The sequence below is a fragment of the Methylocystis sp. Sn-Cys genome, from assembly GCF_016745395.1.
GTDB lineage: Bacteria > Pseudomonadota > Alphaproteobacteria > Rhizobiales > Beijerinckiaceae > Methylocystis > Methylocystis iwaonis.
In genome coordinates this window covers 235587-256732 of the sequence record NZ_JAERVJ010000004.1, presented here as the reverse complement: position 1 = coordinate 256732, position 21146 = coordinate 235587, and the positions used below count along the sequence as shown (strand labels likewise).

Below are 21146 nucleotides of genomic sequence, written 5' to 3'. Positions count from 1 at the left end.
GTCGTTCCCCGATAGCTCAGCTGGTAGAGCACGCGACTGTTAATCGCTAGGTCGTAGGTTCGAGTCCTACTCGGGGAGCCAATCGCACTGCTGAACCAACTGATTTAGCGAGCGTTCGCTCGCATGGTCGTGCGCCCTCATAACGCCATTCCTAACACGGCTGCTTCCGCCCCCGCACTAGCCCCTCGCCTCAGCATCCCGTGCGCCGATGCTGTGACCGCTTTGCCGGGCGGCCGAATGGTCGAGATGACGCAGAGATTGAAGCTTTGTTGTTCGCTTTTCCTGAGCCATATTTGGGGGGCATAAAAAGGTCAGCGATAGGCACGATGATTGCCACTCGACGCGCACCAGCTGTAAACCAGCTTCAAAGATAACAAATAAGGCTCCCAGGGCCAGAGGAGAGAAGCTATGCCGCGCGATCTAGAGATTCTGATAGAGGCTGCAAAACGGGCGGCGCCCTCCCCAGAACACCGCGAGGAACAGCGCAAGTCGTTCGTTTACGGCAACACCGCTTTTGAGAACGAGCTTATCACTCGCGAGATGGTCGAGCAGCAAGCAGTGGTCGTCGCTCAGGAGCGCCATGACCAACGAGGCTGATGCTCGCCGGGATAGCCTCGCGCAAGACCCGGAGCTAATTAAAGACCCAAAGGAAAGGGCAGAAGCGGAAGTTAGGAACGGCTTCCGCCAGTACGACGCTGGCATTGCCCTTGCTCAAGAAGCAATAGACCGCTGTGCGTTTCGGCTTCGACCCTCCACAATTCTCGCGTTACACCGCGAGGCGCTGCGCAATATCAGCATGTACGCAGGAAACTTCCGCCCCGGTCCAGTCGAAATCAGAAAAAGCCGACACGTTCCGCCGGACGCTCATTTAGTCCCGGAGTTAGTGGAAGATCTATGCGACTACGTGAATGGCGCTTGGAACACGGCAAGCGCGCTTCACTTGGCGGCCTACGTCATGTGGCGCCTAAACTGGATTCACCCTTTTGCCGATGGCAATGGGAGAACATCTCGCATAGCCTCTTATCTGGTCCTGCTTGCCAAATCGGGCGCTGTTCTGCCTGGCAAGCCGACGATTCCCGACCAGATCCAAGCTGACCGGAGCGGCTACTTTGCGGCGCTTGATGCTGCAGATGACGCTTACAAAGAGGGACGGATCGACCTGAGCAATATGGAGGGCTTGCTGAGCGGAATGCTCGCGAAGCAGCTTCTCGCATATTACGAAGAAGTGGGCGGGGTTCCTCCTCTCAACACCGGCGGCTCGGTGGAGTTGTGACCCGCAGCAAATGACAAACCATGTTCCTGGCTGGCCGGGAATCGGTTCCTCGCAGCAGCCATGACGCCCAACCGAACCTAAAGTGGACTGGCGACCAGGCGCACTCCTGCCACCGCGGTGGTTCCTTTGAAGAGTTGAGACGCCGACGAAGCGCCCTAAATGTTCCTCCCTCACTGCGGGAGGCAGCAATGAAACTCACGCTTTTGACGATCGCCGCGCTTCTGACGGCCGGCGGCTCGGCCCATGCGCAGAGCGCCGGACCCTTTCCTTCTGACGGCAACATCCAGGCTTACGGCGGCCACTGGCGCTACCAGCACCGCGATTGGAGCGCGCCAGGGCGTCCTCTCAATCCCGGCGTCTGTTGGCAGTGGAGCGACTCCGAGCTCCTTTGGAAATGGGTGTGCTGAGCAGAGACCTCAACAAAGCGCCCCGCCGCCCGATCGGCGGCCGGGCCTCTTGCTCAGAGTTCCCGCGCTACCTTAGCCCACTCGGTTCTGACCCGGCGCCGCCCTACATGACCCTTCGGCGCCTACGCCGCAGAGGGCTCGAAACGCGCAGGCTTTATGACGCGCGCCAGACGCAACCAGGCGTAGGGGCCGATGTTTCCAGGCAGAGGTGCGCCATGAATACCGCCAATCTCCAACTCGAAGGCATTTATGTCATCCTCGCCGCCCTCCTCGGCGCATTGTGCGAGAAAGGCGTTTTCAAGCGAGAGGAAATCGACGGGCTGCTCGCCAAAGTCGAGGCCGCGTTGAGCGAGGATCCGAACCGGTCGGAAGACATGCGCGGCTCCAACGTCGAAGCGATCTGTTTCCCGGCGCGCTTCCTACGGCAAGCCATTCATGCGACGTCCGAGGAGCCGAGCCTCTCGTTTGTGGATATTGCAACGCGAGTCGGACAAATGAAGCGCGAGGGGCAGAACCGCTAAAACCTCAAACGGGGAAATCGATTCCGGCTGCGCGCAGCAAATCTATCACCTCCCCGCGCTTGCGCTCGACCGATTGCTCGCCCTCCCAGATCGCCTCCTTGGCGCGCTCGAACTCGAGCAATCCGATGTGTCCCACGCGCGGCGTGATGTGCACGTCGGGCGGATCGCCGGCGAGGCGGGACCGCGTCAGCCGGTCCTGCATAATGCCGAGCGAAGTGGTCAACACGCCGAAGAGGCTCGGGAGATCGCCTCCCTGCTGGACGAAGGCGCGGGTCGCGCTCGCCTGGCGCGCCGACGCAACGTCATGGACGCCGAGCACCAGCGGATCGAAGCCGATCGAGGTCCGCGGCGACGTTTCGCTACGCCGCATCTTCCCGATGACGTCAGTGTTGAGATTGATCGCGATCACAAGGTCCGCTCCCAAGGCGCGGCAGGGCGCGACCGGCAAAGGGTCGACGAGCGCGCCGTCCGCCAGAACGCGATTGCCCGATTCGATCGGCGGCAGAAGGCCGGGAAGCGCTATGGAAGCCCGGACGGCGTCGACGAGCCCCCCATGTTGAAGCCAAATCTCGTGGCCGGTCGTCAGATCCGTCGCGACGGCGACGAACGAGTTTTGCAAATCTTCGACCCTGCGCGCGCCCAGCAGCCGGCTTACCTCGTCGATGATCCGATTGCCGCTGAGCAGGCTTCCGCGCCCGAAATGCAAGTCGATGTAGCCGAGAATCCGTCGCTTGGTGAGCGACAAAGCCCACCGCTCCAGCTCATCTAATTCCTTGGCGAGATAGCAGGCCCCGACCAATGCGCCTGCGGATGATCCAGCGACGATGTCGAACGGAACGCCGAGCTTCGTCAGCGCGTTGATTGCGCCGATATGCGCCCATCCCCTCGCGACGCCGCTGCTCAGCGCAAGGCCGATCTTGCGTCGCCCGAAGGGGTTGCCGATCGCCGCGGCCATTCAGGCTTTTCTCCAAGAAAGAGAGATGGAGCGAGAGGCCCGTCGCCTTCCCCGCGCTAGCTCACTTCCAAAACAACCAAAGCCGCATCGTCGCCCATCATCGCCGGCGCGCAAAAATCCCGCACCTCGCGCAAAAGTTTCCGCACGATGACCTCGGGCGCAAATTCTCGATTGGCGGCAAAGCGCCGGCACAGGCGCTCCAGCCCGAAGAATGCGCCGGAGGCGTCCTGGGCCTCGACGACGCCGTCGGTGTAAAAGAGAAGCTTGTCGCCCTGCGATAAAAGCACGCTGCGTTCCTGGAAATCGACCACGCGCATGGCGCCCAGCACGAGCCCGTCGCTATCGAGCTCCATGCAGTCTTGGCGTCCCGATCGCAACAGCAGCCCGGGATTATGGCCTGCATTCGCATATTTCAGCCGTCCAGTGGCGGATTCATATCGGCAGAAAAACATGGTGATGAACAGTTCCGACCGGTCGAGATCCTCGTAGAGCAGATCGTTGAGCTCGCGCAGCATGTGAGCGGGATGGGCGGCCGCCGCTGGCCGGGATTGAGCGCGGACCATGCTTCTGACTTCCGTCATGATCAGCGCGGCGCCGACGCTATGACCCGACACGTCGGCGACGACGAAATCCAGATTCTGGCCATTCTCGAAATAATCGAAATAATCCCCGCCGACATGGGTCGCCGGCAAACACACGCCCGCGATCTCGGCATGCGGCAAGCGTAACGGCTTGTCGGGCAGGAGTGACAACTGAATCTGCTTGGCGATTTCGAGGTCACGGCGGCTTTCCTCGGCGCGCCGCTTTTCGGTGACGTCGGTCTGAATGCCGATGTAATGCGTGATCGCCCCGGTCTCGTCAGGGACGGGAGAAATAAGCAATTCGTTCCAGAAGGCCTCGCCATTCTTGCGGTAGTTTTGCAAGGTGACTTCGCAGCCCTCGCCCGTTTGCAGGGCATGCCGAATCTTGGCGACAGCCGCCGGATCGGTCCCCGGCCCCTGCAGGATATGCATGCCGCCCCGTAGCAGCTCCTCCTGCGAATAGCCGGTCATATCGGCGAGCGCGGGATTGACGTAGATATTCGGATTTCCGCGCGCGCGCGCGTCGCAGATCACAATGCCGACATGCACCGCCTCCATCGCGCGATTACGCACGCGCAAGGCGTCCTCATATTCCTTTCGCTCGGTAATATCACGATCGACGCCGCGCCACTTCGCCAAACGTCCGTTCTCGTCGAATATCGGGGCGCCGCTGGACTCGGTGAAAACCCGCCGCCCATCGCCGCGCAAGTAGCAATTGACGATGCGATGGAATGGTGTAGGAGTCGGCAGTTTACCAGCAAGCGGCGAACCGTCGCCTTCGGGCTGGAGAATGCTGAGATAACTCTTACCCAATAGATCGGAAGGCTCGAGCCCGAGAATTTCCCTTACGGCGTCGCTGCTATAAGTGTAGCGGCCCTCTGCGTCCTGCTCCCAAAGCCACTCGCCGACCATCTCCGCGACCTTGCGAAAGCGCTCCTCGCTTTCCGCCAGCGCCTCTTTGTCGCGCCTTTGCTCGGTGACGTCCTGCTGAATGGCGAGATAGTGCCTGACCTGCCCATCCTCGTCGCGCAAGGGCGCGATGATCTCATAGGCCCAATAAAGCGCGCCGTCTTTTCGCCGGTCCTGAATTTCTCCGCGCCACTCCGCGCCGCTTTCGATCGTGCGCCACAAGCGCAGATGCTGGTCTCTCGGCGTGTGCGGGGAATGAAGGATTCGAGGGTTTTGTCCGATGACCTCCGCTTCGCTGTATCCTGTGAGCTTCGTGAAATAGTCGTTCACATATTCGATGAGGCCGTTTCTATCGGAGATCATCACCGCGACAGGACTTTGCTCGATGGCCGCCGTCAGCATCCACAGGCGGCTTTCGGCGCGTTTCGTCTTCGTCAGATCGTGGGTGACGCCGACGAAGTAGCGACGACCCTCGAGCCATATTTCGCCGATGGAAAGATACATCGGGAAAATCGCGCCGTCCCTGCGCCGTCCCGAAACATCGCGTCCGATTCCGATGATCTTGCGTATTCCGGTGTCGCGATAGGCCGCAAGATAACTGTCGTGCTCCTCCTTGTAGGGTGACGGCATCAGCAATTTCACATTTGCGCCCATCACTTCTTCGGCGCGATAGCCAAAGAGCTTCTCGGCGCCTGCACTGAAGAACAGGATCTTTCCGAACTCGTCGATGACGACCAGACCGTCGGCCATTCCCCCGAAGATCGCATCGAGCTTGATTTTCATATCCTCGAGCGCCGCCGTCGAGGTTTCTTCGGCCTTCAGTTTCAGTAGTAGCCCAGCGAGACCTTTCGTTCCGAGCCGATAAACCTCGCAACTCGCGTCGATCTCCTTTTCGTCCTTCCGCTTGATCCGCACGTCGATCCACTGCCGGGCGGGCGCCATCAACCATGAAAGCGGCCCGTCTTTGGCCCCCGCCATCGCAATCTTCGGCCTGCCCGGGAATGGGCGTCCGACCAGCTCGCTTTCCTTGTATCCGATGAGTTGCCGGGCGCGGCTGTTCAACGCCAGCACGAGACCGGACGAGTCCAGCAAACACGCAGCCTCGTTGCTGGCTTCAAGAAGCAGATGCGTGAGCGGCTCTTCTTCCACGGGCTCGTCCTCCTCGCATCACGCCGCGCGCCGGGCGGAATTACAGGCTTCGACCAAGGCGTCGAGCTCGGAGGCAAAGAGCGCAAAGGGCGCAACGGTTTTCGGCGCGCTTTCGACGATCTCGGCGCGTAGCTTGCGCAGTTCCGTCAGCTTCGGCGCGAGGTCGGCGAGCCGGAAAATGGCGGCCGGCTCCTCGACGCCAGCCCTCAAGGCGACACCCGCAATGCGCGCGGTCGCGGCGCGCAGTCGTTCCCCGACCGCCGTCTGCAGCTTCCCCTCCCACGCGTCCCGCGCCGTAAGCTCGCCGGCCAATGCAGCGATCTGGCGCACGCCGAGGCTTCCTCCAACCTCGTCGAAAAACCGCGCCGCCACCGCGACGTCCTTGCCGCCCTGCTCGGCAAGCGCTACGAGAAATGGAAAATCCCTCAGCCTGTTGAGGAACATCTCGCGGGACGCCTCCGGCGCATTGGCGTCGAGGATCGACGCTTCCGCGCTTTGCGAAAAATAGGCGAGATATTTTTCGAGATAGGCGCGCCATTCGGCGACCTCGCGCGTCTGCGGCTGGAGCCGGCGGCCGCCCTGCAGCGCCCAGCGGCACAAATAGGCCAAAGCGTCTTCGAGTTGCAGCAGATATTCATATTGCCGCCCGGCGCTCATTCTGCCGTCCAGGCTCCGGACCGCGCTACGCCAACGCTCGCCTCCGAGTATCTCGTCGAAGGCAAGATAGAGGCCGACGGCGTCGGTCAGCAGAGTCGGCGCGAGCGGGTCTCCGAAAAGAAGAAATCTCGCGCCGGCCTGATCGATGATCCTGTTGCAGATGACCGTCGCAGCAATCTCGCGCGCAAGCGGATGCGCGTCGATCCTGGAAGCGTCTTCCGATCGCAGCGATGACGGGAAATAGGCGGCGAGAAACGCCTCGCTCCATTTGGAATCGAGAAATCCCGGCGCGTCGAGAAGCGCCCGCTTCAACGCCAATTTCGACTCGGCCATGAGGATGCTCAGCTCCGGCCGCGTCAGCCCCCCTTCCGCGCGCGCCAAAAGCTCCCGCCGATTTGGAAAAGCGTTATTTTCACGATCGAGCTGCGCCGCCGCCTCGAGCCGATCGGCGACGTCCATATATGGTTCGAGATCGGCGAGGGCGCGTTCCCGCTCGAGAGAGATGCACAGGCTCTGATGATAATTGTCGTCCAGGACCGCGGCGCAGACTTCGTCGGTCAAGCTCTCCAGAAGACGATGAATTTCGCTCGATGCAGCGAATTGCGCCCCATGCGGGCCGCGCAACAAAATCTTGAGATTCACCTCGTGATCCGACAGATCGACGCCCGCCGAGTTGTCGACGGCGTCCGTATTGATCCGGCCGCCATTCAAAGCATATTCGACGCGCGCTCTTTGGGTGAAACCAAGATTCGCGCCTTCGCCGACGACTTTGGCGCGGAGCTGATTGGCGTCGATCCGCGCGCCGTCATTGGCCCGATCGCCAACGCTCTCGTCCGTCTCCGCGCTTGCCTTCACATAGGAGCCGACGCCGCCCATCCAAAGCAAATCCACAGGCGCCGCCAGCAGGAGACGGATCAGCCCCTCGCCGTCGACCAAGCGGTTTCTGGCTTGCAGCCACGACCGCGCCTCGGGGCTCAGCTCGATGTCCTTCGCATCGCGGCGATAGACGCCGCCGCCGCGCGAAATCTTGGCCGGGTCGTAATCCGCCCAGGAGGATCGCGGCTTCTCGAAAAGCCGCCGGCGTTCATCGTAAGAGATCAGCGGATCGGGGTTGGGGTCGATGAAGATATGTTCGCCGCTGAACGCCCCCAACAGCCTGATGGTGTGCGCCTCCAACATCCCGTTTCCGAAGACGTCGCCATCCATCGAACCGACGCCGACGACGGAAAATCCCTGGTCGTCGATGTTTCGACCGATCTCGCGAAAATGACGCCGCACGCAGACCCAGGCGCCCCGCGAGGTTATGCCGAGGCGCTTGTGGCTGTAGCCGTTCGATCCGCCGGTGGCGAAGGCGTCGTCGAGCCAGAATCCGCGCGCCTGTGACATCTCATTGGCAATATCCGACCAAGCGCCTGTGCCCTTGTCGGCCGCGACGACAAGATAGGGATCGGGTTCATCGTAGCAGATGCGCTCTGCTGGCCCAGGCTTCTCGGGATCGAGATTATCCGTCAATTCCAGCAGCGCGCCGATAAATGCGCGATAGGCGGACTTCCCCGCCGCTTCGCGTCCGGACGGGTCGGAACTCGGGGTTTTCAAAGCGAAACCGCCCTTGGCGCCCTGCGGAACGATCAAGGCGTTCTTGATCATCTGCGTCTGCATGAGATCGAGAATTTCAGTTCGCAAATCGTGCGCGCGATCCGACCAGCGTATGCCGCCGCGCGCGACCTTGGCGCCGCGCAGATGTATGCCCGTCATCGCGCGCGCATGGACGAAGATTTCGAACATCGGCTTGGGAGGCGGCGCGCCGATCACGCCGAGACTGTTGATCTTGAGCGCCAGCGCCTTCGATTGGCTTTCGTCGTTCAGATAGAAATTCGTGCGCAGCGTCGCATCGATGAGGTTGAAGAGATCGCGAAAAATGCGATCGTCCGTGAGATTGGAGATTTCGTCGAAGGCGGCGATCAGACGCTGCCTGATCTCGGCGAGCGCGTCGAGCGAGCCTTGGCCTGCATGATCGGGACAAAACCTGGTCTCGAAATAGGAGAAAAGCAGGCGCGTGACCTCGACGCCACCGATGAGCGCCTCATACAAGCGCGAGCGGTCCACACGCACGCCAAGTTGCAGATAATAGCAGCAGTAGGCGCGAAGGACGCCAATCTCCTTCGCGCTCAACCCCGCGAGCAGGACAAGCTTGTTGAGGGGATCGTCCTCCGCCTCCCCTGATAGCAATGCGTTCAACGCCGCAAGAAGCTGCGCCCGTGATTGCTGAACCTTCGCGGCGTCCACCGGCCTCACGCGGAAACTGCGAATGAAGCGCCTGTCTCCCGAAAGCGTCACGGGAAACAGAATCTGATCGACGGCGGAAAGGCCGAGATTGTGCAAGATCGGAATGAGATCGTCGAGCGGGCGCGGCTGTGCGCCGTAGATTCGCAGATCATACTCACGCCCGTCGCGAAGCCGGCGAAGATCGATGGCGTGGCGGCTCGGGGCGAAGACCTCGCCGAGCTTCAACAGATCGCGCATGCGCTGCCGGGGCGCGACGAGATCGCGATAATCTGCGGGAAACTCCGCGGCGGCGCCGTTCACCGCGCGGCGTGATGTCTGCGCCGCTCCGTCCACATTGTTGCGGAGGTGAATGTCCCCGTCCATGGCGAGCGCTTTCTCTTTCTCTCTCGCTGCCGCCGGCGCGCGTTACTTCAAGCTCTTGTGCATTTCGAGAACATTGCCGCTTTCGCTCTTCTGATAGGTGACCGAGTCCATCAGATTACGAATGAGGAATATGCCCCGCCCCCGTTCCTGGAGTTCATCGATGTCCGGCATCGGCACGGCGCTGATATCGAAACCCTGACCATGGTCGTAAACCCGGATACGCAGATCGTTCTCCTCGATCGAAAGACAGATTTTCACGGTATGATCCGCGCGCCTCTCGTCGGCATATTCCATCGCATTGGCGACGGCTTCGGTGAGAACGAGATTGAGGTGATAGGCGAGCATGTCCTGGTCGACCGCATCCGTCTCGAGCTCCTTTGCGATCTGCTCGGCGATATTGCCGATCACACGCAGATAGCGGGTCTGGTTCGGCACGACGATGTCGACGCTCATGCTTGTCTTGGACATGCCTGCATCGCTAGCTGACGCCTTGGCTGCTGATCGCCTCTTGCAGGCGCGGGTAGATTTCAAAGACGCGGTTGAGCCGCGTCAGCTCGAACATCGAGCGCACGCGGGGCTGTAGGCCAGAGAGCACGAATGTCCCAGAGCGCTGACTTGCGTTTTTGTAGCCGGACAGCAATGCGCCAAGTCCGGAGCTGTCGATGAATTTCACGTCCGCCAGATCGACCACCAGGCGGCGCCCGCCTTCTTCGAGAGTCCTTAAAATGCGTTCCTTGAGCTCGCTCGAATTGTGCGCGTCCAGACGCTCCTCCTTCACGATGAGGACGGCTCGGTCATTCTGGGTCTGCGTTTCGAGCTGCATGTTCGAGGTCGATCCGGACATCGACAAAGGCCGCCATAGCGGTGAGATGGCTAGCTAGGTCGGCCTCTAGCGTTGTCAACGGATAAGCCTGCCGAAGTGGCTCAGCTTGAAGCCGTGCCGATGAACGGGGAAGCTAAATGACGCCTTCGCCTGCCGCCGCACGAGATGGATTGGCTAGCTAGGCAGATAGCGACACAGCCAAAGACACGGCTTACGTGCAAGGCTGTAGCGGGGAATATGGCCGGAAGGGAAATCAAAGATGCCCGCCGAAGGCGTTGCGTCCAAGCGTGACGCCCGTCCGTCGGCTATAAATGGGTTGGCGGCGAGAAAGGAACGTGGAAGCTCAGAATAAAAAGCCTGCCCAGGACGTAGCCCGGGCAGTAGTTGGGGAGCCCTGCCCGGCAAGCGCCAGCCGGACAGGAATTCTTTGCGAGAGAGCCGATCAGCCGCTCGCCAGGAATTTCTCGAGATACACTTGCTCCTTGGGGACGCCGGCCGAAGAAGCGGCCGCGAACGCCGCATCGATCATTCCCGGCGGGCCGCAGAGATAGATGTCCGGTTTCTCCGCGCGCCTGCCGAGCTCGTCTTGCAGCAAATCGATTACCGTGCCCTTGGCGACGCCATTGCCCTCGGAAACATTCACGACAGCAATCTGCACGTCGAGGCTCGGCATCGAATGCTGCAGCGCCTTGAGCTCATCGACATAGAAAAGCTCTTCATAATTGGTGACGCCGAAGAACAAAGTCGCGGGCTGTGGATCGCTCTCCTTGTGCAACTGCCGGATCATCGACAGGACCGGCGATAATCCGGTTCCGCCGGCGACGAAAAAGCGCGGCCGCTCGCTCTTGTGCAGCGAGAAGGAGCCCGCCGGCCCCCGCAGCGCGACGCGTTGGCCGACGTGCGCCTGCGTGCGCAGATAGTTGGAGAAGGCGCCATCCGGCAGCAGACGAATGAAAAACTCCAGCCGGCCGTCCTCGGCGACCGAGGCCATCGAATAAGAGCGGCGCGTATGTGTGCCGGGAATTTCGATGTCGACGAATTGTCCCGGCAGGAAGTTCAGCGAAATCGGCGCCGCGCCATCGGCCGTCAACGGCTGTAGAACCAGCCGCACGACATTCGACGACACCCTGTCGCACTCGGCGATCTCGGCAAGCCAATTCGTCTGGATCGCCTGGAAGGAGATGCGATCATAGGTGTAAGGCACAACGATGTGGAGATCGCTGCGCGGAAAGGTGCGGCACAGCAGAACCTTCCCATCTTCCTCCTCGTCCGGCGGCAGCGCCTGGACCTTGACGTCGATGAGCTCATAATCGCCGTCCGCGCAATCGGCCTTGCAGGTCGCGCAGCCGCCGGCCCGGCAGGACGCGAGAAGAATCACGCTCTGACGAAGGCCCGCAGAGATGACGTCCTCGCTCGGTCCGCATTCGAATGAACAGGTTTCTCCATCCTCTGTCTCAATGACGATCTGATACATACGTCTCCCGCCCTATGCTACTCTGGCTGCGCCAGTTCGTTTTTCGTCTTGTCGTTCTTGTCGTTGATGGGCTCCGGCGTGCCGATTGCGCGCAATAGCCGCTTGATCTCCAGGCTATTGTCGCCGGGCGTCGCGGCGGCATCGTCCTGCCGTCGGAAGTAGCTCAACACATGAGCGACCGCCTCGCGCGCCGAATCCTGCGACAGCGAGCATCCTTCCTGGATAAACTCGCCATCGCGCAGGATTTCCCAGCGCCACATATAATCGAGGTCCATCGTATAGGCGGCGTAGCGTGAATCCGCGTGAATCAGAATCCCTTGCTCGACCGTCGCATGTTCCGCCGAAAGCGTCATGGCGTTTCCTCCTCTCTAGAGGGGGCGTTCGGGCGGACGGCCGCCCGAACGCTCTATCTTTACGAAGCGGATAAAGTCGTCACGCCTGCAGATGCAGGACCTTGACGCCGCGCTCCTTGCGCAAGCCCTCGAGCGGCGTCGCGTAATAATCCGTGTTGCGCAGCTCCATCAGAATGGTGCCGAGCGCCGCATCGGTGCGCAGGAACACATTCACCGGCAGAACCGGCGGCTTGTAGAGCTGACGGAACTCGATGTGAATGCGCTCCGCCTCATATTTGCTCTTGGCCGCTTGCATCTTGGCGATCCATGCGGCCTCCACCGCGGCGGCGTCCTCTCCGGTCGTCGCCTTGGTGATGAGATCCGCCACAGGGAGCTTCTCGGTCTTGAGCACCGACAAACGCTCCTCGATCTTGCGTTCGATATATTGATAATCGACATCGAGGTCGTAGCTCTTGCGGAACGGCGAGCTGTAACTGACGCGGAAGTCCTGAATGAACTTCGTCGCCTGGTCTACGCTGTTCAGCTTTTTGATCTTGCCTTCCCACTCTGCGCGAGTGGAATTGTCGTGGATCGGTTCTCTTTTCGCCATTGTGGCATTCCTTGTCATCGGACCGATCAGATGTCGGTCAGGGCGCGATCGAGGCCCATGAGTTCCGAGGTGATGGTGAATTTCGTGCCGAGCGTATAGGCGCGACCGACGGTCGACGACACATTCACGAGAAGGTCGTAGACCGAGAACGGCTTGCCGAGCAGGTCGGAGGCTTCGGCGGCGTCGATCTCGATCGCGCCATCGGCCTTGATCCACCAGAAGCCCGCCTTGTCCTCGACGACAATCGACGGATTCTTCGCTTTGCCGCCCTTGAGCACGATGTCCTCGATAATCGCGTCGATTTCGTCGCTCTTCATCAGAACGAGAACGACCGCGTTGGACTCGTGGACGACCTGGTTCTCCTCGGCGAAAAACTCGTCCGCGAAGGCCTTGCCAGTCTTCTGCATGATGCCGGCGTTATAAGCGTTATGTGCGCTAGACATATGAGCGTCCTTCTCAATTCTTGTAGCCGGAGAGAACGGCGTCGACCTTCTGGTCGACGTCGATCTTGAACCCGATCTTGTCGGCGTAATCGACCTTCCAATCGCCGAAAACGCGCTGGAGCGCTTCCGAGACGCCCGCGCGATCGGTCGCGCCCGCGACTTTCTCGACCTTGGCGTAGATGCCGACGAAATCCTTCAGCGCATTGACCGAACGCGCGAGATAATGCTCGGTCCAGGCGTTGAGGAAGGTGCGGTTGTGCGCGCCGAATTCGGGGTCATTGGCGAGGCAGTAGACGAAGAGATCTTCGATCGCGCCGCGCGTGGTCTGGAAATAGGTCTGCGATTGCGCCGTGAAGAAGGGCGTGAGCGTGTCGCCATAGACCGTCGCCAGACGCTGGAAGAACTCGCGGCGGGCGAACTGGCCGAAGGTCGCGTCATAGACGGCGTGACCCGCCCAGAGGATCTCGTTCCAATCCTGAATGCCCTGCCAGATCTCTTCCACCGCGCCGCGCGCGCCGGCGTAGATCGGATCGGTGGTCCAGATCTTCTTCGGAACGTCTGTCGACGCGTCGAAGCCCGGCACGAGCTTGGCGATGAACAGACGTTCCATCTGGATCATCTGCGCATTGTCGACCTTGTCGAGACCGGCGAAGGTCGCCGACTGACGGATCGTGTCCGACAGACAGTCGCGGCCGACCGACGAATGGGCGTTGAACAGGCCATATTCGTTGTACAGCAGCGCGCCGTAATATTTGTTGAGGATTTCATCGCGCCAATAGGCGTCGATGGTGCGGATCGAGCCCTCGGAAGAATAGGCGGCGAGGAAGCGCTGCGTGTAGCGCGCCTCTTCCGATTTGTCCTTCACATAAGGCGCGTGCCAGCGACGGGCCGGATCGCGATGGCGATACCAGTCGGTCGTGCGCAGCTCGGTGCTCTCATTGCCCCAGGACGGACGGCCGCCGTGGAATTTCTGAGTCCAATCGCCCCAATCGAGGCCGCCGGCGATCCAGTCGGGGTTGGGCTGCGCGTAGCAGGACAGTTGCTCATATTCCGACAGGCGCTTCCAGCGCGGCTGGATGAAATAATGATATTTGCGCTGCGTATCCAGCGCGTGATCCGGAACAGCCGCGGCGATAATCGCTGCGCGTTCCGGATCAGTGAGACCTCGCTTCGTAACCTGAGAGCTTTGAGGCTGTGACATTTTAGATGTCCTCCACTAGGGATTTGTTCGTGCTTCACAGTGGGCGGGCGCACATCGCCCGCCAAGATCCCGGCGCGTGCCAGACGCGCCGGGAATTCTTGTTCTTTCGACAGCCTGCGCCGCCGACCGGAGATCAGTTGAATTTCGCGAGCGGATCGGGGAAGACGCAGCCCGCGCGCTTGATGTCCTCGAGCGTCCAGAGGTTGTCGCCGCGCACGTGAGGCTGGGCGATCAGCGTCTTGCCGTCGGAGCGAACGCCATGGCCCTCGGCGATCACCTCGGACAATTCGCGTCCCTCATATTGCTCGAAGAGGTTGTGGCACTCGTAGCGCTCCGGCTCCGACAGCCACATGCGCTCACCCCACTCATCCGTGAGCGAATGCTTCTTGCCGTTGAACTCGTGCACGCGCAGCGAGCCGGAGCCCTTGGCGAGAGACGGGATGAACGGCACCTGCGAGACGCGGTCGATGTAAACGTCGTGACCGTTCTGCAGCAGCCAGGCGTAGGGGATGAATCCGCTCTTGGGATCCTCGTAGCCGAGCTTCTTCCACTCGTTGTAGATCTTGCCGTAATGATCGGCCCAACCCGGATAGTTCGCCTCGAACCACTCCTGGTCCTCCTCGTCCGGCAGAGCCAGACGCGCGAAGCCGAGCGGCCACAGCGCATAGGCCGCGAGGGCGAGATCGTGATGGGCCCAATAGGCGTCCGTCTTGGCGTCGCGCAGCGAGCGGGGGCTCTCCACGCCATATTTGCCGAGACGACCGATCCAGATTCCACCCCAATCCTCGTAGACCCAGCGGTTCCAGGTCTTCACCCACGGCTCGACCTTGAACTTGGAGCCGTATTCGAACAGATAGCCGAGGGCCGGCGTGAAATACTTCTGCTGCGTCCAGAAGGCGTTGTTCAGATCGGTGTTGAGGAACTTCGCCGCCGCCGGATCATTGGCGATCGACACCACCGTCTGATAGCCATTCGCCATATGGCGCAGCTCGTCGGTCTCCACCGACAGGAACACCGTCGGCGTGATCTCGTCGCCATTGGCCGAAGCCCATTCGGTGACAGCGACGATCAGCGGATTGGTGAAGCAGGCTTCGCCGACCAACTGCAGATTGACCGAGCATTCCACGGCGTCGCCGGAGATGAAGCCATCGGCGAAGACGCGCTTCATGCCCTTCCACAACGGGCCGATCGCACGGGTGCGACGGGCGTCATTGTGGCCGGCCGGATCGTGATAATGCTTGGAATAATAGTGATTGATGAAAGCGCACTGATGCGTGTGACGAATTTCGTCGAGCACCTGAGCGAGATAGCCGTTCTTCTGCTCGGCGGCGGTGGCGGAGTCCCACAGCATGGCCGAAGCGGCGATGGCGTTATACTCGCCGACCTCGAGGAAGTTCGAGATCACTTTCATGGTCTCGCCCCAGCGCGGATGCACTTTGTTGCCGGCGCCGAGACGCGTAAGGCCGTCAAGCAGAGTGCCGAACTGGCGCTCGTCCTTGGCCGCCTCCATGCGGGCGTATTCCTTGGCGATGACCTTGAACTGCTCCTTGGTCTGGTTCGCCATATGATATTTGGTGGCGTATTTGGTGCGGTTTTCTTTGAAGTCCCAATTGAAGCTCTGCAGCCACTTGTGCACCTCCTGCGGCTCGACGCCGACCGGAGCGCGGTTGACCTTCAGAGCGTCGGTCGCCGCCTTGGTTGCGAGACTGATCGCCATGCTTGTTCCTCCTACCTGACTTATCGTTTCCAACTTCGTGGGCTTTGCTTTTCGTGACGCCCCGCAGTTTCGGCTCGGGCGCCTCGCTTACAAATTTCGAATAAGGAAACCTTCGACGTCACCGCTGCGTTTCTTCTGCAAGCGGCGACCTGACTTGTTTGGCAAGGCGCATGCCACTCGTCGCGAGATTCATGAATCGAAGCTATTGCAAAGGATTCGAGATGAGGTCGAAATGTTTCATGAGCGATGGCGTCGATGCAGGAAGATGGTCAGCGATACATGTGTAAAGGAACCATACGCACGATCTGCGGACGCATTTCGTCGAGGCTCCATCGTCGTCAAACAAAAGGAAAAAAATGCGGCGCGCATGGCTGCAGCCCCGCAACAAACATTGCGGAGTAGCCAGGCGCGCCGCTTACCTGAGACACGAGGATCCGCTCGATTGGATCGGATCCAAAAGCAAAACCTGCGCTTTTGCGACTGTGGATGTCAGGACCGCGGATCTTCTCGCGTCTGCGCGGCGAGATGCGGATCGAAGCCGAACGTCGGATCACTTGGGGAGACATGCGTGACCGCGCATTCGACTGTCATCAAGGATGACGCCGTTGCGATGGCGTTGCGGAGCGCGAGACGTGAGACGCGCGCAGGATCGATCACCCCCGCAGCATAAAGGTCGCCATAGGCGCCGCTGCGCATGTCCATTCCCCAGAAGTCGTCATCGGTTCGTTTGAGCTCGAACAGCAATTCATTGACGTCGATGCCGGCGTTGCCGGCGATACGGCGTATGGGCTCGTCGAGCGCTTCGCGTATGATGGCGATGCCGTGGCTCTCATCGAGAGTGTCGCCTTGAAGATTGGCGAGCGCCGCGCGCGCGCGATACAGCGCGACGCCACCCCCGGCGACGACGCCTTCGTCGCGCGCCGCGCGCGCCGAGTTCAACGCATTCTCGATGCGCTGCATCCGCTCCTTGATGAGAATGTCAGAGAAGCCGCCGGCTTTGATCGTGACGACCTTGCCGGTGAGCGCCTGGATCCTGGCGTGTAAATTCTCGAGGTCGTGTCGCTTCCCGCTAGGCGAGCCTTTGGATGCGTCGCCGCCGGTAATCCGGTCCGCTTGCCGTCGCGCGGAGGCGAGACGGTCGGCAATCAAAGCCGGGTCTCCTCCGGCGCCGATCACGACTGTTTCGTCCTCGCTGACAACGACACGCCGCGCGCGGCCCAGATGCTCCATCGTAACGCTGGAGAGTTCTTCGCCGAACGCCTCCATGATCGCTCGCCCGCCCGTCAAAGCGGCAAGATCGAGTAGATATTCGTAACGATTGTCGCCGTAGCCCGGACCTTTGACCGCGATGGAGCAGAGGTTCTTGCGAATATGATTGAGCAGCAGGCCCGGCAGCGCCTCTTCGGCGATGTTTTCGGCGACGACGAGCAGGGAGCCTTTGCGCCGGCGCACCAACTCGAGCGCAGGCAGGAGTTCGGCGAAGTCGTTTATCACGCGATCATAGACGAGCACGTAAGCGTCTTCGAGCTCGGCGAGCTTGCGCGTGCTGTCGGTCATGAAATAGGGCGAGCGATAGCCCTGCGCCCATCGCATGCCTTCGACCGCCTCGATCTCGTCTTGGAGCGCGCTCCCCAACTCAACATCCACGATTCCGCCCTCGCCGGCCTGCCCGAGCGCTTCGGCGACAATGGCGCCGATCGATTCGTCGCCCGCCGCCGCGAGCGTCGCGACATGTGCGAGCGACCGCACGTCGGCGCAGGGCCGCGCGCGTCGCGTGAGCTCTGAGTCGACGGCGCGCGCGGCGCGCTCCATGCCGATCGCGAGATCACGCGGATTGAATCCGGCGGCGAGCGCCTTTCGCGTCTCGACGGCGATGCGCCGCGTCAGCACGACGGAGGTGGTCGTCCCGTCGCCGGCCTCTTTCGCCACCGTCGTCGCCATCTGCCGCACGAGCGACACGCCGACGCTCTCCGTCCTGCCCGACAATTCGATCGCCTGCGCGACGGTCACGCCGTCCTTCGTCGCGACCGGCGGCAGGCCCGCGGCTCGATGCTCGATGACGACGTTACGGCCGCGCGGGCCGAGCGTGACGCCCACTGCGTCCGCAAGCGTATTCACGCCGTCGAGCAATTTCATGCGCACGGGATCGCCAAAACCAATATGTCTCGCCACGATTTTTCTCCACTTGTCGCGCGCCGGAAGTGACGGAGCGACGGTTCCTCATTTGTTTTTCGACTTGTCGAAGGATGTGATGTCGATGTCCTCGCGTCCGGCGTCGAGGATCATCGTGCGACGTCCAGCCGCGACGCGATGGCTGCGATTTCGTTCCAGGCGTATCCAGATCGACAGCAGACGTCGGTCGTCATAATCGAGACCGCGGCGCATTTCTTCCAGATCGACGGGCTCGAACTCCTTGCGCAGATAAGCCGCGAGCTCGACGACGCGCTCCTCGCCGATGACCTCCGTCAGTCGTTCTGCCTCTTGCTCGAGTTCACGCATCGACGCGTCGAGGGTGCGCGCCATCTCTTCCAGAAACGCGCGGTCGTCGGGGTCCATCGCATCACCTCTTCGAAATGATCCGCTTGTCGCTGCGCAGGCCGAAGCGGGCCATTTTGTGGTAGAGCGTCGCACGGGTGATGCCGAGGTTGCGGGCCGCCTTGGCGATGTTGCCGTTGCTCGACGCGAGCGCGAAGCGCACCGCCCTCGCCTCCCAGTCCGCGAGATCGAAGGAGGTTTCATCGCCCTGTTGCGCACATTGCGCGTCTCGTGAGGCGCTCTGGCACGCCTCGGCGGCGCCGGGGCAATCGGCGTTCAGCTCCTGCAGGAAATCGGCGGGGAGATCATCGATCGCGATGAGCTTTCCTCTCGCGACGGCGATCGACGATCTCAGCACGTTGCGCGCCTCGCGGATGTTTCCGGGCCAGGGGTGCCGGTCGAAAACGCGCCACACATCGTCTTCGAAGCACATCGTCTCGGTGACGCCGAGCGCCTCCTGCTCCAGCCGGAACAGATGCGCGAGCAGTCGCAAACGATCGGGACGCTCGCGCAGCGACGGCAATCGAAGCTGCACGCCGTTCAATCGGTAATAGAGGTCACGGCGGAACGCGCCTTTTTGCACCATCTCCTGAAGGCTGCGATTGGTCGCAGCGACGACGCGCACATCGACGCGAATGGGCTTGCTCGAGCCGATCGGCGTGACCTCGCTCGAATCGAGCACGCGCAGCAGCGTCGCTTGCAGATCGAGCGCCATGTCGCCGATTTCATCGAGGAACAGAATGCCCTTGTCCGCTTCGACGAATTTCCCCGCTTTGCCCTTCGCGCGCGCGCCAGTGAAGCTGCCGCCCTCATAGCCGAACAACTCGCTTTCGATGAGCTCGCGGGGGATAGCCGCGCAGTTGATCGCGACGAGCGGGCGATCCTTGCGAGGTCCGGATGCGTGCAGCCGACGTACGAGATGATCCTTTCCGACGCCAGATTCCCCCGTGATCAGGATGGAAATATTGCGCTCCTGCAGTCCTGTCGCTTTGCGCAGCGCCGAGTCGAGCACGCTGTCGCTCCACGCGCCGTCGAAGGCGTTCGCGGGATGGCGGGGCGCGCCCTCGCCGGCGGGCGAGGCGCCCGACGAAAACGTCGGGGCGCTCCTGCGTTTCGCCGTGCGATGGACTTCCGCCGCGACAACGCGACCGCCGGCGCCGCGCGCGACGAGCGTAACGATGTCCGCAGCGTCGCTGGCGGCGTTCAGCGCCGGCAGATCGACGCCGATCGTCGTCGCCGCATCTTTTCCCAGTATCGCCGCCGCGTCGCCCGCGCCGAGAATGTCCAGCGCGTCTCGATCGGCGCCGCACACGCGGCCGTTTTGGGCGATGAACAAACGCCCGGCGCTCAACGGGCCGCCGCCGGCCTCGTCGCCGCAACGCAGCCGCAGCAAAAAGCCGTCGCAAGACATGCGTTCGAAAAGTGAAGCTTCGAGGAGGCGGCGCGCGACCTTCAAGAACCCGAGCAGCAATCTGGCGGCGTCGGGGCGATCACAGATCACGCCGACGATCGCGACGATTCCGCCGTCCGGCCCGGAAATGGGACAGCCGGCCGTCGCGCAGCGATGCAGCGCGGCGTTGAAATGCTCCTTGCCGGCAAAAGCGACAGGCTCGCGCAGCAGCGCCGCCGTCCCCACGCCATTGGCGCCGAGACTCGCTTCGCGCCAATCCGCGCCGATGCGCGCCATCTGCATGCCGCCCGCCCATATCCGGCGACCGGAGTCGAGCAGATGGATCACGCGGCCGGCCGCGTCTGCCAGCAGGAGCGTGACGTCCGCGTCGTCGAGCAGCGCGCCGAGGTCGTAGATCATCGCCGAGAGATGCGACGCAACGGCGCCGCTCGCGGCGCGGGACGTCGCGTCGATCTCGGGGACGAAGCCGTCGCTTTGGCGTTGGCGCGGCGGAAAATCCAAGCCGGTCGGCAGCGCGTGGTCTTCGACGCAGCGCATCCAGGCGTCCGCCACCAGCGGCCGCACCCAATCGACGCCGCAAGGGGCTTGTCCCGTCTGCTTCATCCAATCCCAGGCGACGCCCGGGCGGTCTACCCCATAGAGGCCTGTCGCTTCGGCGGAACAGAGCGCGCCGGCGAAAGCCCCCTCGCGTTCGAGGCAGGGCTGTCTCACTATGAAGTCGCTCAACGGCGATCCTCCCGATGATGAATGTCGTCGTGGCGCGCGGGGGCATGCCGCGCGGTGACGGCTTTCGCTCGCCATTTCTTTCAGAAATGGCGAGCGCTTCTGGTCGAGTGAGAGGCGTCGGTCCGTGGATCAGGCGCTCGTGGCCGATTGCGGCCGACGTCCGCGAAGCGGGACATATCTTTGCAGCGCGTCCGTCAGATAGTCCGACAAAAGCGCGAATATCACGCCCGCCAGGAGCGACAGAACAGCGATGGCGAGCGGATTGTCCTGCGACAGCGCGATGATGCGCTCGCCGCGCTCCGAGACGCCCACGAGCGCGAAAAGCGTCGCATAGCCGAGGATGGCGACGGCGAAATCGCTCAGCGCCGACAGTCGCGACGCGAAGACGAGGATGGCCAGCGTGATCGCCACGGCGATCGCTGTCCACGCCGGAACGCCCAGCGTCGCGCCATAGGGGAGGCGCGCGATAAGAGCCAGGGCGACGCCCGCGAGAACGACGCCCGCCAGAAGATGAAGAAGCGCTTTCTTTACGCCCTCGATCTTTCCACCGAAATGGTAGTAGCCGGCCCAGCCGATCAGGATCGGAAAGAGCTGCGCGCCATAGTGGGCGGCAGGTCCCTCCGCGAGAAAAGCGGCGACGCCGCCGAGCGCGCCAATGCTCACGGCGCGATAGGTCGAGATGCTCATGATCAAATTCCTCTTGTCCCGCGCACGATCGACGATCGGCGCGTGCGAATGAATCCCTTGGGTTGCCTGTTCAATCGAACAAAGCC

General features: G+C 61.9%; 19 protein-coding genes and 1 tRNA gene. 5 read left to right on the top strand and 15 right to left on the bottom strand.

The features are described from left to right. The first annotated feature begins 5 nt into the window (after positions 1–5). The 5 genes from JJT62_RS10635 (at position 6) to JJT62_RS10615 (ending at position 2201) form a co-directional block, all read left to right on the top strand. A tRNA-Asn gene (locus JJT62_RS10635) sits at positions 6–81 on the top strand. Positions 82–408: 327 nt separating this feature from the next. Beyond that, a complete protein-coding gene (locus JJT62_RS10630) occupies positions 409–597 on the top strand; it encodes a hypothetical protein (RefSeq protein ID WP_202072727.1) in 189 nt (62 codons plus the stop codon). Beyond that, complete coding sequence (locus JJT62_RS10625; protein WP_202072726.1) at positions 581–1273, top strand: Fic family protein; 693 nt, start codon at positions 581–583, stop codon at positions 1271–1273. The genes JJT62_RS10630 and JJT62_RS10625 overlap by 17 nt, the downstream gene beginning before the upstream one ends. A 188-nt stretch (positions 1274–1461) precedes the next feature. Continuing rightward, positions 1462–1680, top strand: a complete 219-nt coding sequence (locus tag JJT62_RS10620) for a hypothetical protein (protein ID WP_202072725.1) — start codon at positions 1462–1464, stop codon at positions 1678–1680. A 215-nt stretch (positions 1681–1895) separates the two neighbouring features. Then, a complete protein-coding gene (locus tag JJT62_RS10615) occupies positions 1896–2201 on the top strand; it encodes a hypothetical protein (RefSeq protein ID WP_202072724.1) in 306 nt (101 codons plus the stop codon). Positions 2202–2205: 4 nt separating this feature from the next. Here JJT62_RS10615 and JJT62_RS10610 read toward each other — a convergent pair whose 3' ends face one another. From JJT62_RS10610 to JJT62_RS10540, 15 genes are all read right to left on the bottom strand, one after another. Next, positions 2206–3156, bottom strand: a complete 951-nt coding sequence (locus tag JJT62_RS10610; RefSeq protein WP_202072723.1) for a patatin-like phospholipase family protein — start codon at positions 3154–3156, stop codon at positions 2206–2208. A gap of 56 nt (positions 3157–3212) precedes the next feature. Further along, positions 3213–5795, bottom strand: a complete 2583-nt coding sequence (locus tag JJT62_RS10605) for a PAS domain S-box protein (protein ID WP_202072722.1) — start codon at positions 5793–5795, stop codon at positions 3213–3215. Positions 5796–5813: 18 nt separating this feature from the next. Continuing rightward, positions 5814–9101, bottom strand: coding sequence for an NAD-glutamate dehydrogenase domain-containing protein (locus tag JJT62_RS10600; RefSeq protein ID WP_202072721.1), 3288 nt, complete (start codon positions 9099–9101; stop codon positions 5814–5816). 42 nt (positions 9102–9143) lie between these two features. After that, positions 9144–9569, bottom strand: a complete 426-nt coding sequence (locus JJT62_RS10595) for an ATP-binding protein (protein ID WP_202072720.1) — start codon at positions 9567–9569, stop codon at positions 9144–9146. 10 nt (positions 9570–9579) lie between these two features. Next, entirely contained in the window at positions 9580–9945 is a 366-nt protein-coding gene (locus JJT62_RS10590) for an STAS domain-containing protein (protein ID WP_246744822.1), read from the bottom strand. Positions 9946–10366: 421 nt separating this feature from the next. Then, positions 10367–11398 carry an aromatic/alkene monooxygenase hydroxylase FAD-binding subunit MmoC gene (mmoC, locus tag JJT62_RS10585; RefSeq protein WP_202072719.1) on the bottom strand — a complete coding sequence of 344 codons (1032 nt, stop codon included), beginning with the start codon at positions 11396–11398 and terminating at the stop codon, positions 10367–10369. A 17-nt stretch (positions 11399–11415) separates the two neighbouring features. After that, complete coding sequence (gene mmoD, locus JJT62_RS10580) at positions 11416–11751, bottom strand: soluble methane monooxygenase-binding protein MmoD (protein WP_202072718.1); 336 nt, start codon at positions 11749–11751, stop codon at positions 11416–11418. Positions 11752–11830: 79 nt separating this feature from the next. After that, complete coding sequence (mmoZ, locus tag JJT62_RS10575) at positions 11831–12340, bottom strand: aromatic/alkene monooxygenase hydroxylase subunit gamma (RefSeq protein ID WP_202072717.1); 510 nt, start codon at positions 12338–12340, stop codon at positions 11831–11833. 26 nt (positions 12341–12366) lie between these two features. Continuing rightward, entirely contained in the window at positions 12367–12783 is a 417-nt protein-coding gene (gene mmoB / locus JJT62_RS10570) for a methane monooxygenase regulator MmoB (protein WP_202072716.1), read from the bottom strand. 13 nt (positions 12784–12796) lie between these two features. After that, positions 12797–13984 carry an aromatic/alkene monooxygenase hydroxylase subunit beta gene (gene mmoY / locus JJT62_RS10565; RefSeq protein ID WP_202072715.1) on the bottom strand — a complete coding sequence of 396 codons (1188 nt, stop codon included), beginning with the start codon at positions 13982–13984 and terminating at the stop codon, positions 12797–12799. Positions 13985–14117: 133 nt separating this feature from the next. After that, positions 14118–15701: an aromatic/alkene monooxygenase hydroxylase subunit alpha gene (gene mmoX / locus JJT62_RS10560; protein ID WP_202072714.1), complete on the bottom strand. Its 1584-nt coding sequence runs from the start codon at positions 15699–15701 to the stop codon at positions 14118–14120. A gap of 489 nt (positions 15702–16190) precedes the next feature. After that, positions 16191–17873, bottom strand: coding sequence for a molecular chaperone GroEL (locus JJT62_RS10555; protein WP_202072713.1), 1683 nt, complete (start codon positions 17871–17873; stop codon positions 16191–16193). A 48-nt stretch (positions 17874–17921) separates the two neighbouring features. Further along, positions 17922–18257 carry a hypothetical protein gene (locus JJT62_RS10550; protein ID WP_202072712.1) on the bottom strand — a complete coding sequence of 112 codons (336 nt, stop codon included), beginning with the start codon at positions 18255–18257 and terminating at the stop codon, positions 17922–17924. 4 nt (positions 18258–18261) lie between these two features. Further along, a complete protein-coding gene (locus JJT62_RS10545) occupies positions 18262–20373 on the bottom strand; it encodes a sigma-54-dependent Fis family transcriptional regulator (protein WP_246744821.1) in 2112 nt (703 codons plus the stop codon). A gap of 129 nt (positions 20374–20502) precedes the next feature. Then, a complete protein-coding gene (locus tag JJT62_RS10540) occupies positions 20503–21060 on the bottom strand; it encodes a DUF1097 domain-containing protein (RefSeq protein WP_202072710.1) in 558 nt (185 codons plus the stop codon). Between the last annotated feature and the right edge of the window lie 86 nt (positions 21061–21146).

What these genes read in the sequence shown, in the direction of transcription:
- JJT62_RS10630 (WP_202072727.1), top strand. Translation starts at nt 409, where the DNA reads ATGCCGCGCGATCTAGAGATTCTGATAGAGGCTGCAAAACGGGCGGCG.
- mmoB (WP_202072716.1), bottom strand. Translation starts at nt 12,783, where the DNA reads ATGTCTAGCGCACATAACGCTTATAACGCCGGCATCATGCAGAAGACT.
- JJT62_RS10595 (WP_202072720.1), bottom strand. Translation starts at nt 9,569, where the DNA reads ATGTCCAAGACAAGCATGAGCGTCGACATCGTCGTGCCGAACCAGACC.
- JJT62_RS10540 (WP_202072710.1), bottom strand. Translation starts at nt 21,060, where the DNA reads ATGAGCATCTCGACCTATCGCGCCGTGAGCATTGGCGCGCTCGGCGGC.
- JJT62_RS10590 (WP_246744822.1), bottom strand. Translation starts at nt 9,945, where the DNA reads ATGTCCGGATCGACCTCGAACATGCAGCTCGAAACGCAGACCCAGAAT.
- JJT62_RS10610 (WP_202072723.1), bottom strand. Translation starts at nt 3,156, where the DNA reads ATGGCCGCGGCGATCGGCAACCCCTTCGGGCGACGCAAGATCGGCCTT.
- mmoD (WP_202072718.1), bottom strand. Translation starts at nt 11,751, where the DNA reads ATGACGCTTTCGGCGGAACATGCGACGGTCGAGCAAGGGATTCTGATT.
- JJT62_RS10620 (WP_202072725.1), top strand. Translation starts at nt 1,462, where the DNA reads ATGAAACTCACGCTTTTGACGATCGCCGCGCTTCTGACGGCCGGCGGC.
- JJT62_RS10615 (WP_202072724.1), top strand. Translation starts at nt 1,896, where the DNA reads ATGAATACCGCCAATCTCCAACTCGAAGGCATTTATGTCATCCTCGCC.
- mmoZ (WP_202072717.1), bottom strand. Translation starts at nt 12,340, where the DNA reads ATGGCGAAAAGAGAACCGATCCACGACAATTCCACTCGCGCAGAGTGG.
- JJT62_RS10625 (WP_202072726.1), top strand. Translation starts at nt 581, where the DNA reads ATGACCAACGAGGCTGATGCTCGCCGGGATAGCCTCGCGCAAGACCCG.
- mmoX (WP_202072714.1), bottom strand. Translation starts at nt 15,701, where the DNA reads ATGGCGATCAGTCTCGCAACCAAGGCGGCGACCGACGCTCTGAAGGTC.
- mmoY (WP_202072715.1), bottom strand. Translation starts at nt 13,984, where the DNA reads ATGTCACAGCCTCAAAGCTCTCAGGTTACGAAGCGAGGTCTCACTGAT.
- JJT62_RS10550 (WP_202072712.1), bottom strand. Translation starts at nt 18,257, where the DNA reads ATGGACCCCGACGACCGCGCGTTTCTGGAAGAGATGGCGCGCACCCTC.
- mmoC (WP_202072719.1), bottom strand. Translation starts at nt 11,398, where the DNA reads ATGTATCAGATCGTCATTGAGACAGAGGATGGAGAAACCTGTTCATTC.
- JJT62_RS10600 (WP_202072721.1), bottom strand. Translation starts at nt 9,101, where the DNA reads ATGGACGGGGACATTCACCTCCGCAACAATGTGGACGGAGCGGCGCAG.